Origin of the sequence: Microvirga massiliensis (assembly GCF_001006805.1) — a bacterium.
Classification (GTDB): domain Bacteria; phylum Pseudomonadota; class Alphaproteobacteria; order Rhizobiales; family Beijerinckiaceae; genus Microvirga; species Microvirga massiliensis.
In genome coordinates this window covers 511,689-526,280 of the sequence record NZ_LN811352.1, presented here as the reverse complement: position 1 = coordinate 526,280, position 14,592 = coordinate 511,689, and the positions used below count along the sequence as shown (strand labels likewise).

Here is a 14,592-nt window from a genome sequence, read left to right as displayed (position 1 = left end):
ATTGCCCCCGCAGGCGGCTCCTTTCGCGGTACGCTCCGGAGTTGTCGATCGTCAGGAGCTTCTGTCATGGCGGATCTGAGCGTCAGGATCGGGGGACTCACCCTGGCCAACCCGGTGATGCCGGCCTCCGGCACCTTCGCGGACGGCCTTGCGCCGATCGTGCCTTTCGACCGGCTCGGCGCCATGGTCACCAAGACAATCACAGCCGAGCTTCGAGGCGGAAATCCGACGCCCCGGGTCGCAGAGGTCGAGGGTGGGATGCTGAACTCGATCGGTATTCCATCGAAGGGCAGCGATCATTTCATCGAGAAGATGCTGCCGTTCTACACGCGGTTCAGGCCTCCACTCGTCGTGAGCATCTCCGCTCCGACTGCCGCCTCGTTCGCCGACCTTGCCGAGCAGGTCGATCATCCGGGCGTGGACGCGATCGAGGCGAATATCTCGTGCCCGAATATCGAGGAGGACGGCAAGGCCTTCGCGATGAATGTCCGGTCGACGGAAACAGTGGTGCGCAGGTTGCGGCGGGCCACGAAGCTGCCGCTATGGGTCAAGCTGACGCCGAATACGAGCGATATCGCTGCCATTGCCCGGGCCGCCGAGAGCGCAGGCGCCGATGCTCTTGTCGTCGCCAACACGATCCTCGCGATGTCGATCGACGTGGAGACGTTCCGGCCGAGGCTCGGCAACATCATGGGCGGCCTTTCCGGCTCGGCCGTGAAACCGATCGTGGTCCGCATGACGTATCAATGTGCCAGAGCCGTCAATATCCCCGTTATCGGGTGTGGTGGCATTTCGACGGCGCATGATGCCGTGGAATACCTGCTGGCCGGTGCGACCGCCGTGCAGGTCGGCACGGCAACCTTCCTTCGCCCGAAGGCGATGGTCGATGTGATCGACGGGCTCGCGGCGTATTGCGATCGCAAAGGCATTGCCCGTGTGGCGGATCTCACAGGAGCGATGGTCGACACCAACATGATCGTCGACGAACTGGAGGTGGTGCCATGACGGTGGCGTTGGCGCGGGTCGTGGAGGATCAGCAGAGCCTGCGGGAGATTGCCGTCCAGCTCTTCAACGACCTCGCCCAGGCGACCAGTGATGGTGTCGGGATCACCCGGGAGTGTTTTGCCGAAGGCGAGAACTACGCGATCGAGCTGTTTCGTGCGACGGCCGAGGCACACGGCCTGCATACGTCGTTCGATACCGTCGCCAACCTCATCATATCCCTGCCGGGCGATGATGGCTCGAAGTCGGCTCTCTATCTGGGGTCGCATGCCGATTCCGTGCCGCAGGGAGGCAATTTCGACGGGGCGGCCGGCATCATCGCGGCTCTCCTCTGTCTGATCCGCCTCCGTCGGGAAGGGCTCCGCCCGCCGACTCCGGTGCGCGGGATCTGCCTCCGGGCGGAGGAAAGCGCCTTCTATGGTCGGGCGAATATCGGATCGCGCGCCCTGTTCGGACTGTTGAGCGCGGAAGATCTGGACGCGAAGTGCCGAGGCAAGGGACGGACGCTCCGGGCCGCGATGGAGAGCACCGGGATCCCGGTAGAGCGAATCGCAGCCCGCGAGCGCCTCTTCGATCCTGCCGCGGCCTCAGGATATCTCGAACTGCATATCGAGCAGGGGCCGGTCATGGTCGCCCGCAACCTCGCGACGGCGATCGTGACGGGAATTCGAGGGAACATTCGGCATCGGAAGATTACGTGCCGAGGCGAAGCGGGACATTCAGGCGCCATTCCGCGGTGGTTGCGCAAGGATGCGGTCTTCGCCCTCTCCGACCTGATCATGCGCCTTGACGAGCATTGGCGCGTGCTGCTCGAGCGGGGCCTCGATCTCGTGGTCACGACCGGCATCGTCGGCACCCATCCCGAAGAGCATGCCCTCAGCCGCATTCCGGGCGAGGTTGATTTCAGCTTCGAGGTGCGCAGCCAGAGCCACGACACGCTGGAAGCATTCTACGAGCTGTTCCGGTCCGAGTGCCGCGCCGTCGCGGCCCAGCGCGGGGTCACTTTCGAGTTCGACCACCGCGTCTACACGGAGCCGGCGCGCATGGACGAGGGCATGATCCGCCGCCTCGTGAACGCGGCAGCCCGCGTCGGAGCGCCGGCCGAGTTGGTGCCGAGCGGGGCCGGGCACGATGCGGCGGTCTTCGCCAACGAGGGAGTGCGCTCAGGCATGATCTTCGTCCGCAACGCCAACGGCTCTCACAATCCCGCCGAAGCGATGGAGATCGACGACTTCATGAAGGGAGTCGAACTCATGTACGCCGTCGTATCCGAGGAACTGTAATATGCGATCGATTACCATCCGCCGGCCGGACGACTGGCACGTTCATTTTCGGGACGGCGCGGTGCTGCAGCAGGTCGTGCCTTTCACGGCGCGGGTGTTCGGGCGCGCCATCGTCATGCCCAACCTGACGCCCCCCGTCACGAATGCCGCCACGGCTGCGTCATACCGTGACAGGATCATGAGCGCGGTGCCGACAGGTGTGGCCTTCACGCCCTTGATGACCTGCTACCTCACGGACGATACCGATCCGTCCGATCTCGTAAGGGGCCATGCAGGCGGGGTCTTCACGGCGGCGAAGCTCTATCCCGCCCATGCGACGACGAATTCCCAGCACGGCGTAACCGCGATCGAGAAGATCTACCCCGTGCTCGAGGCCATGGCCGAGCATGGGATTCCTTTGCTGACACATGGTGAGATCACCCGCGCCGAGGTCGATATCTTCGATCGCGAGAAGGGCTTCATCGACGAGGTCCTGATCCCGGTCATGGAACGGTTCCCGGGCCTCAAGGTCGTCATGGAGCACATCACGACAAAGCAGGGCGTGCAGGTCGTGCGATCCTATCGCGGCCGGATGGGAGCAACGATCACGCCGCAGCACCTGCTCTATAACCGGAATGCCATCTTCCAGGGTGGGCTTCGCCCGCACATGTATTGCCTTCCGGTCCTGAAACGGGAGGAGCATCGTCTCGCATTGCGTGCTGCAGCGACCAGCGGGGAGGCGAGCTTCTTTCTGGGGACCGACACGGCGCCGCACCTCCAGCACCTCAAGGAGGCCGCCTGTGGATGCGCGGGAGTGTTCAGTGCGCCCGTAGCCCTCCAGGCTTATCTGAAGGTCTTTGCGGAGGAGGGCGCGCTCGACCGGTTCGAGGCTTTTGCCTCGCTCAACGGTCCGGCCTTCTACGGTTTGCCTCCGAACGAGGAGAAAGTAACCTTCGTCGAGGCCTCGACTTTCCTCGCCGAGCGCGTGAGGGTCGAATCCGAGGGGGAGATCGTCCCCCTGTTCGACGGCGAGATGGTTGACTGGGCCCAGGCCAGGGGCGCATAAGCGCCCGGTCGCGCCAAAGTGAGACTTCGAACGCCGTCGGATCGGGTCCGGCGGCGCTTTGGTGTGCGCGGCCCCTGATGGCCTGAGCACGAAGAGGAAAATTCATGAGCACGTTCAGCCTTCCTACGGACCGGGATGCCATTGCCCGTCAGACCGCGCGCATGCTCCTCGAAATCCAGGCGGTGCATTTCAACGCCGACCAGCCCTTCATCTTCACTTCCGGCTGGGCCAGCCCCGTCTACGTCGATTGCCGGAAGATCATCTCGTATCCAAGGCTGCGTTCCGCGCTGATGGATTTCTCCGCGACGACGATCGTTCGGGACGTCGGCTACGAGTCGATCGACATCATCGCTGGCGGAGAGACGGCCGGGATTCCCTTTGCGGCCTGGATTGCCGACAAGCTTGCCCTGCCGATGCAGTACATCCGCAAGAAGGCGAAGGGGTTCGGCCGCAACGCCCAGATCGAGGGCGATGTCGTGGCCAATGCCCGTACTCTGCTCGTGGAGGATCTGGCGACCGACGGCCGGAGCAAGGTGAATTTCTGTCAGGCGCTCAGGAAGGCCGGAGCCCAGGTCGATCACTGCTTCGTACTCTTCTACTACGACATCTTCCCGAACAGCCGCGAGCTCATGAAGGAACTCAACGTGCAGCTGCACCATCTCGCGACCTGGTGGGACGTTCTGGCCGCTGCGAGGGAGAGCACCCATTTCGATCCTGGCGTGCTCCGCGAAGTGGAAAGTTTCCTTCACGAGCCAGCAAAGTGGTCCGCCTCTCGCGGCGGCATCTCGGAGTTCGGCAAGCAGCCTACGGAGTGACACTCATGCACGGGTAGGTCCCGGGTTCGAGGCGCTCACGCCCGATCCTTCGTCGATCGTCATCACCCCGCGCCCGAGATGTGGGTGCTGTGGCTCGGAGGATACAGCCACCGGGAGGCGTTTCCGTTAGCCTTCAGGAGTTCGCTCGAGAAAGCGCGAACGGTCTCTTCCGCGGCCTGGCGACACGCGATGGCTTTTCAGCCACTTCGAGTGTCCTGGAACCAGAAGAGCAACCGATCGTTCGCGGTCATGGGTGCCGTCTGTGCCGGACTCGAACAACGCTGTGGAGGGGGTGATGCGACGTCTCTCGTTGGCTCTCATTGGCGCACTGGCCGTTTCGGGCTGTGTCGCACCGGCCCAGCAGGGGCGGATCGCGAACGCGACGCCGCAAGCGGCACCCTCGTCCGGACCCAAACGGATCACTTATGACGGGGCCGGCAACTTCACCCTGCCGGACGGAACCATCGTGGTGGCGGATGCCGATGGCGGGTTCACGTTGCCCAACGGGGCGCATGTGAGTCCCGACGGCTCCGGCGGTGTCATCCTCCCCAACGGGGCGAGATGCGGTTCGGATGGACGCCAGGGCTATATCTGCCCCTGAGGCAGGATTATTGCAGCTTGACAGGCGAGTAGCCGGCCAGTCCATGCCGTCGTGAGCGCTTGGGCGGCCAGCTTCCGACCATCGCCGCCAATCCTATGACGAAGCTGGCGACGAGAGGCGCGCAGAGAAGACAGAAAATGGGGCTCACGAACCAGAGCCCTACGAGGGTGGCGAGACCGGCTACGATACCGGCCACGATGAGAGCAGTGTTGCTCAAGGCTCGCGACCTTTCTGGCTGGTGAAGGATTGGGGTCTGGCGCCGGCAAGTTCCTGACCACCGCCGTGGGGCGGAGGCTGGTCCCATTCCCGGCTAACCTGCGATCGAACAGCCCGACCCGGATAAAGGGCCACTATATCCTTAACGGCAGGTTAAGGTATCGCGCGCACTTTTTCCTCAAGATTGACGAAGAGGTCGGCACGACCCGCGCGAGCTTCACACTCGCCGACCCACTATCGGCAATGCACGACGGCAGGTGAAGTGGTTCACAGACAGGAGAGGACAGTCTCGGTGATACTCGGGCTGCAATCCGGGGGACACCGGCATTTTCGCGAGATCGGATCAACTGAAGGCCGGAGGTCCTGCTGCAGGCGCACAGCAGGGATTTTACGCGGATTTTACGAAATGTTGAGATATACGCTCGAACAGCGCCAGTTGGGCGCCGATCACCGAGAGGGGCGAGCCATGGACAGCGATCCTTACACCGCCTCGTCTGACGGTGGCCCTCATGTCCGGGAGCACACCCGCAAGATGCTGGGGCGACTCAACGTGAGGCAGGCCTCCAAACGGCAGCAGAAGCCAGAATCAGTCCGGGTCATCAAGGCTGATCGACAGGACGACGACTCCGGCGGCGTCGGTGACGTCTAGCCTCCAGCCTGCCCAACCGGTAGCCGCCACGGGGTTTTCGTGCCGCAATTCCTCGATCGCGTTCAGAACCTCGACGCGTGCCTCGGCCAAATCGGCTAACTCGAGGCCCTCCTCGTCGAGGATGGAATCGTTCCAGCTGATCAGGTGGAAATAATAACGCGCCACAGTTGCCCTCCGAAGCTTAGCTATATCTATTGTCAATCGGTTGGTGCAACAAAGGATTGAGCCGAACCCCAGATTCCTGGCTGGTGCCAAGTCCGGGAGCCGCGACCAGAATGAGGCCGGGTCCGGGCCGACCTGAAACCGATCGTACATGAATGGCCGAACGAGCACATCCACCTGAACTGCAGGCGGGCACGCTCAGCTCCTCTCCTTACATCCCTCTGAATCCTCGCTCATCTGGAACGACGGATCTCCTCCCCCCATTCCCAATGTGAGGTCTCCTCTTCCCGTTCCAAGGAGCTCTTGCGGTTAGGGTGACCGGAACCGGCGTGGCGCCGACCTGCAATCCGTGAGCGTTGCATTCGCGCCCACGACCGATGTCGCGCCATGGGATACGCATGAAACCGAACCTCGACATGGCTGAGACCGTCGCGATCCAGACGAGGCCATCATTGCCGGCGTTTTTCGCCCTTGGATTGCAGTGACGGGGCGACATGCCATGCGAGGGCGGCCCCAATGACGAGGCTCTCCGCAGCAATGTAGGGCAACAGGGCCGAAGCCATCTGGGCAAGGCCCGGTGTCGCAAGCACGGCCACCGTTCCAGCGCCGAAGGGGAGGGCGCAAGCCACCCCGTAGAGAATTGCTGCGATCATCAGCCGTGTTGAAATGATGTCCATTCGCGCACCTCGCGGACTGAAACCATCAGAGTTCGGATCTGCAGTCAGCGGGTGAATTGCAAAGACCACGTGCGGTTCCGGAAGCGTGCGAACTCGAGCCGCGAACCTCGTGCGGGTCGGCACTATCTCGGGCGGATGCTCCCCCGATCAGGGAACGAATTCCGGCCGGCTCCGTCCGGGCTGGGGCATCCTGGCGGACGACCGTCTGCGCCCGCTCGCTCCGGGCAGGGCGCTCGTCAGCACCAATTCGTCAGCGACAATTCGATCGAAGTGGGTAACGGCCCATGTACCGTGCCATCCGGCTTGCCTGTGAATGACACCTCGGCGGCAGAACCGAATCGGGCCTCGCGAGTAGACACGGGCAGACCGATTTCCCTCTCCCGGTGGCCCATGGATCCTCGATCAGCAATCAGACTCTTCGCGGTCACTGCTCTGGCTTTCACATGCGGGATAGCAGCCGTGGCGGCGGCTCAGCTTGCCCGGTTCGCTCTGTTCTGAAGCGCGCCGCTCGAGGTACTGACATCACCATGTGATTTGCGGAGCCTGCATGGGTCTGCGCCGTACCTCAGCACCGAAAATCTGCCACCCAGTCGAAATCGCGAGCCTCTCCTTACCCTGCAGGCTTTTCAGGCCGCCTCGACATGGCGAACTCAATTCTCACGGCGCGTGCGAGCTTCTGTCCTCATTTACCGGGTGTTGGCAGGAATGTTCCGGACCTCGGATCATCGCAGGGGCGTTTCGTCCTCTTTCAAGCGACTGGGGAGGAGCTCGCCGGACCGGTCGAGGACGGGATAGGCGGCAGCCACCAGGTGAGCGTTGATCCGGCGCAGGTCGCGCAAGATATCGATATGCAGCGCGCTGGTCTCGACGCTCTCCGTCAGCCCGGAACGCATGCGGGCGAAATGCGCCTCGGTCGCCTGCGTCTCCAGATCGCGAATGACCTCCTTCTCCTTGATGAGCAGACGCGCCGAGCGGATGTCGCCGGACACGAAGACGGCGGCGGCGAGCCGTTGTGTCTCGCTGAGACGCTCCAGGATAACAGTGATCTCGGCTGCCCCCTCATTCGAGAATCGGAGCTTGCGCCGGATCTTCTTTCCCGCCTCTTCCATGAGGTTCTTGTCGATGATGTCTCCGACATGCTCCAGATTGATCGTGAAGGTCAGGACCTCGGAAATGCGGCGCGAGTCTTTCTCGTCGAGGTCCTCCAAGCTGATCTGGGTCAGATATCGCTTGATGGCGTCGTGCAGACGGTCGAGTACGTCGTCCATGCGTCGGATCTCGTGAACGAGCTTGCGGTCATCCGTGCGGAATACGTCCAGGGCGCCACGCAGCATCACGTCGACGGTATCGGCCATGCGCAGCGCCTCACGGGCGGCATTGGCGATGGCGACGTTGGGAACCCTGAGCGCAGCCCGGTCGAGGTACTGGGGAGCTGCCGGGTCGGCGATCGTCACCTGTTCCGGGAAGACGCGAACCAGCAGGCGCGCCACCCAAGGCAGCGGTCCGATGAACAACGCTGCAAGCCCGAGGTTGAACGCCAAGTGGAAGTTGGCGGTGAGCCGGCCGGCGTCGGGCGAGATCCGCTCGAGGCCTGCCGTGATCGGGTTGAGGAGCGCCACGACCAGAATGCAACCGACCACCCGGTTCAGCAGATTGCCGACCGGCAGGCGCCGCGCTGCCGGATTGCCGCTCGGCCCCTCGACGAGCGGGTTGATCGCGCTGCCCAGATTGGCGCCCGCCACCATGGCGACGGACGCCTCCGGCGTTATGACGTGCCCACCGGCCAGTGATGCGATCAACAGTACGGCGGCGACGCTGGAATGCGCCGCCCACGAAAGCAAAGCTGCCAGGAGCACGGCAATGATCGGGTCCGCCGTCAGGATGCCGAACAGCTCGCGGAGCGCCGGCGCCGTCTCGGCGGGCTCGAGAGTGGCGAGGAGCAGATGCAACGCCATCAGCATCAGCCCGAGACCGATGCTGACCCGTCCCAGATCACGGGAGCGGGTCTTTCCACCGCGCCGAAACGCTATGAAGCCTGCCAGCAGCAGCACGGGAGCGATGTGGGTCACATCGAATGCCAGGAGCTGGACGATGAGCGTCGACCCGACATTCGCGCCGAGCATCACGGCGAGGGCCGGAGCCAGGGCGACGATGCCGGTCGCGGTGAAACCGGCAACCATAAGGCCGGTCGCGGTGCTGCTCTGCAGGAGCATGGTGACACCGAGACCTGCGAGGAACGCTGCCCAGCGGTTCCGCAGCCCGGCATTGAGAATGCCTCGCAGATCGGCGCCAAAGGCTCGCGTCAGGCCGGACTGAACCATATGCAGCCCCCAAAGGAGCAGCACGACGTTTCCGGTAAGCTCGAGCAGAACCCGTGTCGCTTGCATGCTGCGCCCTTCATTCTCCTGCCCTCCGGGGCCGGTGAGGTGCGGCGGAGTCTCCGGACAGCCGGATGCCACTCCCGGTCAAGACGACCATTCGCTACCCACCATTCCCGACAATATGCCAGTTCGCCAACGCGCCAAGCCTCGACGAATTCCCTTCGCGTTCGGTGCCGAGAGTGGCCTCGCCGAGGAGCTTTCGAAGGACGCTCAGGCGAGCGGGGGCGCACGGGTCCAGGACTGTCACCCGATCGCGAGATGGGCCATAGATGGCGGAACGAACGCAACATCCCGAAGGAGACAGTGGCATGGGCGCGGAGGCGAGACTCAAGGAACTCGGGCTGGAACTTCCCACCCTCGCGACACCCGTGGCGAACTACGTCCCGTTCAAGGTCGATGGAAGGGTGATCTATCTGTCGGGCCAGGGTCCGCGCAAACCGGACGGCTCCTATCACACCGGCAAGGTCGGGCGGGACGTCTCGGTGGAAGAGGCGTACCAGCATGCTCGCATCATCGGGCTCGGCCTTCTTGCGGCCGCCCAGATGGCAGCAGGCAGTCTCGACCGGGTCGAGGTCCTGAAGGTGCTCGGCATGGTGAATGCAATGCCGGACTTCGGGGACCAGCCGAATGTGATCAATGGTTGCTCCGATCTGTTCGTCGCTGTACTCGGCGAGCGGGGACGCCACGCCCGGTCCGCCGTGGGCATGGGCTCGCTGCCAAACGGCATGAGCGTGGAAATCGAGGCCGTGATGCGGATCGTCGACTGATCCCGAGTGACCGTCTCCTGCCTTTGGTTGCCGCAGAAGGCCGGGAACGATACCCCTTTCCCATGGATCCGGGCTCTACGCCCACCGTCAGTCAAACGATGGACCCCTGATGACACCGCTCGCCGAAGAGATAGCCCGCATCTATGGCACGCCTGCCGTCGTCATCGACCTCGACAAGGTCGAAGCCAATATTGCGCGCACGCAGGCCATCTGCGATGCGGCCGGAATCGCGAACCGGCCGCACATCAAGACCCACAAGTCTCCGGAACTAGCGCGCTGGCAGCGTGACGCCGGCGCGCGCGGAATCACATGCCAGAAGCTCGGCGAGGCCGAGGTGATGGCCGACGGCGGCCTCGATGACATCCTCATCAGCTACAACATTCTGGGCGAGGAAAAGCTCGGTCGCCTCGCCTCCCTCATGCGCCGCGTGTCCATGACGGTGGCTGCGGACAACCCGGTGACGGTCGCGGGCCTACCGAAAGCCGCCGCCATGGCAGAGCGTCCGCTCGACGTGGTCGTCGAATGCGATACAGGCCGCAAGCGGGCGGGCGTGGAGACGCCGGGCGAGGCGGTGGAACTCGCGCGTCAGATCGCCGGGTCGCCCGGCCTGCGTTTCGCGGGTTTCCTGATGTACCCACCCGAGGACGGCTGGCCGGCGACGCAGACCTTCCTCGACATAGCGACTGCCGGGTTAACCGATGCCGGCCTCGAGGCCCGCATCGTGTCCACCGGCGGCACTCCGAACCTCGTGAATGTCGGCAAGCTGAAGGGCGCGACGGAGCACCGTGCCGGAACGTCGATCTTCAACGACAGGATGCAGATGGCGGCTGGAGTTGCGAGTCTCGAGGATTGTGCGCTTCTGGTCTATTCGACGGTCGTGAGCCGTGCGGCACCCGAGCGCGGCATTCTCGATGCCGGGTCGAAGACGTTGACGAGCGATATCGGCGGGCTCGACGGGCATGGGTTCATTCTCGAACACCCCGAGGCGAGGATCGCGCGTTTCGCGGAAGAGCACGGCTTTCTCGATCTCGCCAAGTGCAACGATCGTCCCAAGGTCGGTGATGTCGTGCGGATCGTGCCGAACCATGTCTGCGTTGTCGTCAACATGGTCGACCGGCTCGTGACGGTGCGCGGCGACAGGCTCGTCGGTGACATTCCGGTTGCGGCCCGGGGACGTCTCGCGTGAGGTCGAGGCTGCACAATCGCTGATCCCGGCTCGGCAAGCCGGGACAGCTCGTCTCAATCCAGGGTTTGCCGGAATCGCGCGACTGCCACGCCCATCGCGACGAGCGTGAAGGCGGCGAGAGCCAGCACATCGGCCTGCATGTCCGAAAACTCCGCACCCTTCAGCATGATGCCGCGGACGATCCGGAGATAGTGAGTGAGGGGGAGGATCTCCCCGAACATCTGCGCCCAGTCGGGCATGCCCCGGAACGGGAACATGAACCCCGAAAGCAAGATGCTCGGCAGAAAGAAGAAGAACGACATCTGCATCGCCTGCAGCTGGTTCGAGGCAATCGTCGAGAAGGTGTAACCGACCGAAAGATTTGCGAGGATGAACAGGAGCGTGAGCGCAACGAGGAGCAGCAGGCTGCCGATCACCGGCACGCCGAAGAGCAGGCGCGCCGCTCCGAGAATGATGGCCATCTGCAGCCCGCCGACTGCGAGATAGGGCGCGATCTTGCCGAGCATGATTTCAACGGGACGGATCGGCATCGCGAGAAGGCTTTCCATCGTGCCGCGCTCGATCTCCCGGGTCACGGACAGCGCCGTGAAGATCAGCATCGTCAACGTCAGGATCGTGCCCATGAGCGCCGGCACGATGTTGAGGCTTGTCTCCCCGGTCGGATTGAAGCGTCGGTGGATCCGCAGTTCGAAGGGAGGAGGGCGAGCAGCCAGTCCGGCCGTGGGCCCCGAGAGATCGCGCGTGAAGACGGAATTGACGAGGCCCTGCAAGGCCGAGATTGCGCCGCCGGTTGCCGTCGGGTCGGTCGCGTCCGCAATGACGAGGATGGCAGGTTTCTCGCCGCGCACGAGGTCGCGTCCGAAATGCGCCGGAAGTTGCACGCCAAAGAGCACGTCTCCGGACAGAATGAGCTCATCAAGCTCCGATTCGGTCCGTGCGACGCGCTGGACCGCAAAATAGTCCGTCTGCTCCATGGCCGCGACGAAGGATCGTGCAAAGGCGCTGTCATCCTGGATCAGGACCGCTGTCGGGAGATGCCGCGGATCGGAGTTGATTGCGTAGCCGAAGAGGATGAGCTGGAGGAGAGGGACGGCGATCATCATTGCGAAGGTGATGCGATCGCGGCGCAGCTGGATGAGCTCCTTCGTGAAGGTGGCGCCGATGCGGACGAGCGACGCGCGCAGGCCGGTGGTTCTGCGGTCTACCTCATCACTCGCCGGACTCATGCGAAATTATCCCGCGCGTGGCTCATGAGATCGATGAAGACGTCCTCGAGGGTCGGCTCATCGACCCGCCAGACGTGTGAACCATCCTCCCGCAATCGGCGCGTTGCTTCATCGAGCTTCCGTGCATCACGACCCGATACGTGGAGCGCGGCACCAAACGGAGCGACCATGTCGACTCCGTCGCGAGTCTTCAGGATATTCGCGAGGGCCGGGAGATCAGGTCCGGTTACCGTGTAGGTTGCGAGATGGGCATTGGCGATAACTTCTTCGACCGTGCCCTGAGCGAGCAGTTGGCCATAGGCGATATAGGCGATCTCGTGGCAGCGCTCGGCTTCGTCCATGTAGTGGGTGGAGACGAGAACCGTGAGGCCTTCCGCCGCCAGCGCGTGGATCTCGTCCCAGAACTCCCGTCGTGCTTTCGGGTCGACGCCGGCAGTGGGCTCGTCGAGGAGGAGAAGGTCGGGGTCGGGAAGAATGCATGCCCCGAGCGCCAGGCGCTGCTTCCAGCCGCCCGAGAGCTCACTCGCGAGCTGGTCGGCACGGTTGCTCAGGCCCAGGCGATCGATAGCCGCCTGTGCAGCCTTCCGGGGCTCCGGGAGGTTATATACGCGCGCCACGAATTCGAGGTTTTCGCGGATCGAGAGATCCGCATAGAGGGAGAACCGCTGCGTCATATAGCCGACATGCCGCTTGATGCGATCGGCCTCCGTCACGATGTCGTAGCCGAGGCAGGTTCCGTGTCCGGAATCGGGCGTCAGAAGCCCACAGAGCATACGGATCGTGGTTGTCTTGCCGGAGCCGTTCGGGCCGAGAAAGCCGTAGATCAGGCCGCGGCGGACCTGCATGGTGAGGTCCTTCACCACGGTACGGCCGCCAAAGGATTTGGTGAGCCCCGAGACGTCGATGACGATCTCCGGCGTTGCGGCAACGGCTGGGCGGGCAGCGCTCACGGGACTGCCTCCGCGGCTAGTCGGGGTTCCGGGGCCACACTGATCGGAAGCCCGACCGGCAGCGCAATATCCGTGAGCGGGCGTGCCTCGGCCCGGAAAACCAGCTTGGAGCGCTCCTGCTCGCTGAAGATCACGGGAGGCGTAAACTCCGCCTCGCGCGAGATGAAGGTGATCCGAGCCTGCAGATCCGCCGGGCAGCTGTCGCAGGTAACCGCCACGGTCTGGCCCAGCACCAGTGTCGCGAGCACCGTTTCGGGCACGTAGAACCGGAACTTGAGATTGGCGGGCGGGAGGAGAGCGAGCACGGGTTGCCCGGCATTCACGACTTCTCCGGGACGGAAGTAGACGTCCTGCACCCGGGCGGCCACGGAGGACACGACGCGCCGCTTCGCGAGCCGTGTCTCGGCCTGCTGGAGGGCCGCCTCTGCGACATGAACCGCGGCCTCGGCGGCGGCAATCTCGGCGGAACGGCCGGAGAGCCGGGCGGCTTCGATCTGGCGTTCTGCTTCCTGGAGCGCTGCTTTGTCACGTTCGAAGGCGGCCTCAGCCTGGTCGAGACGCGACTGTGACGAATACCCTTTGTCGAAGAGCGTTCGTTGGCGGTTGAAGTCGCCCCGGGAAAACTCGAGCGCAGCCTGCGCGCGCTCACGGGTCGCCTCGAGCACGGCGATCTGTTCGGGCCTCTGTTCGGCGGCGCGCAGGTTTTCCGCCTGGGCCTGCATCTGCTTGAGGCGCGCCTTTGCCTCTTCGACCTGCGCGGTCTGCATGGCCGCGTCGAGGGTGAACAGCAGCTGGCCTTGGGTCACCTGGTCACCGGCGTCGACGAGGAGCCGGTCGATGCGACCGCCTTCCTCCGGAGCCATCTGGACGAGGTCCCCCTCGACATATCCCTGATAGCCCGGCGGGGCCGTGTCCGAGCGAGTGAAGTACCAGATTCCGGCACCCAGTACGATGACGATCAGGAGGAGAGCGGGAAGGGCCCGTTTCATGACGATGCTGTCTTCAGGGCACGCATGAGGAGATCGACATGCGCGTCGAGCATTCCCTCCACATCGAGCGGCTCATAATCCTGGAAGAGGCTGGTCCACAGCAGGCCCACGACGAATGGCGCGATGATGAGTTGAGGGAAGCGGGCGAGCTCGTCGGACCGGATTTCGCCACGCGCCGCCGCGCGCTCGATGATGCCGCGCAGGAGGCGCAAGCCCCGGCTCAGGACCTCACGGTGATAGAGCTCGGCGATTTCCGGAAAGCGTCCGGCCTCGCTGATGATCAAACGCACGATGTCCCGACGACTTGTCTCGAGAACCTCCTTTCGGATGCGCCGGAACATCAGCCTCAGCACGGCTTCCAGCGGAAGGTCCGAGGCGGCGACCTGTGCCTCGATCCCTTCGATCGGGGTGGAAATTGCGGAGTGGATCAGTTCCTCGAAAAGAGCCGTTTTCGATGGGACGTAGAGATAGATCGTCCCCTTGGCGACGCCGGCTCGTGCAGCGACCTCGTCGAGGCGGGTATCGGCGAAGCCCTTTTCGACAAACAGGTCGAAGGCCGCAGCAAGGATGGCCTGAAGCTTGTCCTGCCGCTGTTCCAGGTTACGGGCCCGTGAGGATTTGCGAGGCACGACCGTTCCATGAC

General features: G+C 63.8%; 15 protein-coding genes. 7 read left to right on the top strand and 8 right to left on the bottom strand.

Annotation, left to right across the window (positions count from 1 at the left end; all coding sequences use genetic code 11):
- The first annotated feature begins 66 nt into the window (after positions 1 to 66).
- From BN1233_RS11395 to BN1233_RS11375, 5 genes are all read left to right on the top strand, one after another.
- Positions 67 to 1,005, top strand: coding sequence for a dihydroorotate dehydrogenase (locus BN1233_RS11395; protein ID WP_046863639.1), 939 nt, complete (start codon positions 67 to 69; stop codon positions 1,003 to 1,005).
- Positions 1,002 to 2,285, top strand: coding sequence for a Zn-dependent hydrolase (locus BN1233_RS11390; RefSeq protein ID WP_046863638.1), 1,284 nt, complete (start codon positions 1,002 to 1,004; stop codon positions 2,283 to 2,285). Before BN1233_RS11395 ends, BN1233_RS11390 begins: the two co-directional genes overlap by 4 nt.
- A gap of 1 nt (position 2,286) precedes the next feature.
- The gene (gene pyrC / locus BN1233_RS11385) at positions 2,287 to 3,330 is read left to right on the top strand and encodes a dihydroorotase (RefSeq protein WP_046863637.1); all 1,044 of its coding nucleotides are present in this window, start codon (positions 2,287 to 2,289) and stop codon (positions 3,328 to 3,330) included.
- A 104-nt stretch (positions 3,331 to 3,434) separates the two neighbouring features.
- The gene (locus tag BN1233_RS11380) at positions 3,435 to 4,145 is read left to right on the top strand and encodes an orotate phosphoribosyltransferase (protein WP_046863636.1); all 711 of its coding nucleotides are present in this window, start codon (positions 3,435 to 3,437) and stop codon (positions 4,143 to 4,145) included.
- Between the two features lie 295 nt (positions 4,146 to 4,440).
- Complete coding sequence (locus tag BN1233_RS11375) at positions 4,441 to 4,746, top strand: hypothetical protein (RefSeq protein WP_046863635.1); 306 nt, start codon at positions 4,441 to 4,443, stop codon at positions 4,744 to 4,746.
- Between the two features lie 7 nt (positions 4,747 to 4,753).
- Here BN1233_RS11375 and BN1233_RS11370 read toward each other — a convergent pair whose 3' ends face one another.
- The 4 genes from BN1233_RS11370 to BN1233_RS11350 form a co-directional block, all read right to left on the bottom strand.
- Complete coding sequence (locus BN1233_RS11370; protein WP_046863634.1) at positions 4,754 to 4,963, bottom strand: hypothetical protein; 210 nt, start codon at positions 4,961 to 4,963, stop codon at positions 4,754 to 4,756.
- Between the two features lie 585 nt (positions 4,964 to 5,548).
- Positions 5,549 to 5,776, bottom strand: coding sequence for a DUF6894 family protein (locus tag BN1233_RS11360; protein ID WP_046863632.1), 228 nt, complete (start codon positions 5,774 to 5,776; stop codon positions 5,549 to 5,551).
- A gap of 446 nt (positions 5,777 to 6,222) precedes the next feature.
- Positions 6,223 to 6,450 carry a hypothetical protein gene (locus BN1233_RS11355; RefSeq protein WP_048707783.1) on the bottom strand — a complete coding sequence of 76 codons (228 nt, stop codon included), beginning with the start codon at positions 6,448 to 6,450 and terminating at the stop codon, positions 6,223 to 6,225.
- 722 nt (positions 6,451 to 7,172) lie between these two features.
- Positions 7,173 to 8,837: a Na/Pi cotransporter family protein gene (locus BN1233_RS11350; RefSeq protein WP_046863631.1), complete on the bottom strand. Its 1,665-nt coding sequence runs from the start codon at positions 8,835 to 8,837 to the stop codon at positions 7,173 to 7,175.
- A gap of 302 nt (positions 8,838 to 9,139) precedes the next feature.
- On the opposite strand from BN1233_RS11350, the gene BN1233_RS11345 reads away from it, so the two are divergent.
- A complete protein-coding gene (locus BN1233_RS11345; protein ID WP_046863630.1) occupies positions 9,140 to 9,598 on the top strand; it encodes a RidA family protein in 459 nt (152 codons plus the stop codon).
- Between the two features lie 106 nt (positions 9,599 to 9,704).
- Positions 9,705 to 10,784, top strand: coding sequence for a D-TA family PLP-dependent enzyme (locus BN1233_RS11340; protein WP_046863629.1), 1,080 nt, complete (start codon positions 9,705 to 9,707; stop codon positions 10,782 to 10,784).
- 53 nt (positions 10,785 to 10,837) lie between these two features.
- Here BN1233_RS11340 and BN1233_RS11335 read toward each other — a convergent pair whose 3' ends face one another.
- From BN1233_RS11335 to BN1233_RS11320, 4 genes are read right to left on the bottom strand one after another with little or no spacing between them, the layout of a single operon-like run.
- Positions 10,838 to 12,010 (bottom strand): ABC transporter permease, encoded by a 1,173-nt coding sequence (locus tag BN1233_RS11335; protein WP_046863628.1) that lies wholly within the window; start codon positions 12,008 to 12,010, stop codon positions 10,838 to 10,840.
- The gene (locus tag BN1233_RS11330) at positions 12,007 to 12,960 is read right to left on the bottom strand and encodes an ABC transporter ATP-binding protein (protein ID WP_046863627.1); all 954 of its coding nucleotides are present in this window, start codon (positions 12,958 to 12,960) and stop codon (positions 12,007 to 12,009) included. Before BN1233_RS11330 ends, BN1233_RS11335 begins: the two co-directional genes overlap by 4 nt.
- Positions 12,957 to 13,949, bottom strand: coding sequence for an HlyD family secretion protein (locus BN1233_RS11325; protein WP_046863626.1), 993 nt, complete (start codon positions 13,947 to 13,949; stop codon positions 12,957 to 12,959). The genes BN1233_RS11330 and BN1233_RS11325 overlap by 4 nt, the downstream gene beginning before the upstream one ends.
- Positions 13,946 to 14,578 carry a TetR/AcrR family transcriptional regulator gene (locus BN1233_RS11320; protein WP_052763757.1) on the bottom strand — a complete coding sequence of 211 codons (633 nt, stop codon included), beginning with the start codon at positions 14,576 to 14,578 and terminating at the stop codon, positions 13,946 to 13,948. Before BN1233_RS11320 ends, BN1233_RS11325 begins: the two co-directional genes overlap by 4 nt.
- Positions 14,579 to 14,592 lie beyond the last annotated feature (14 nt).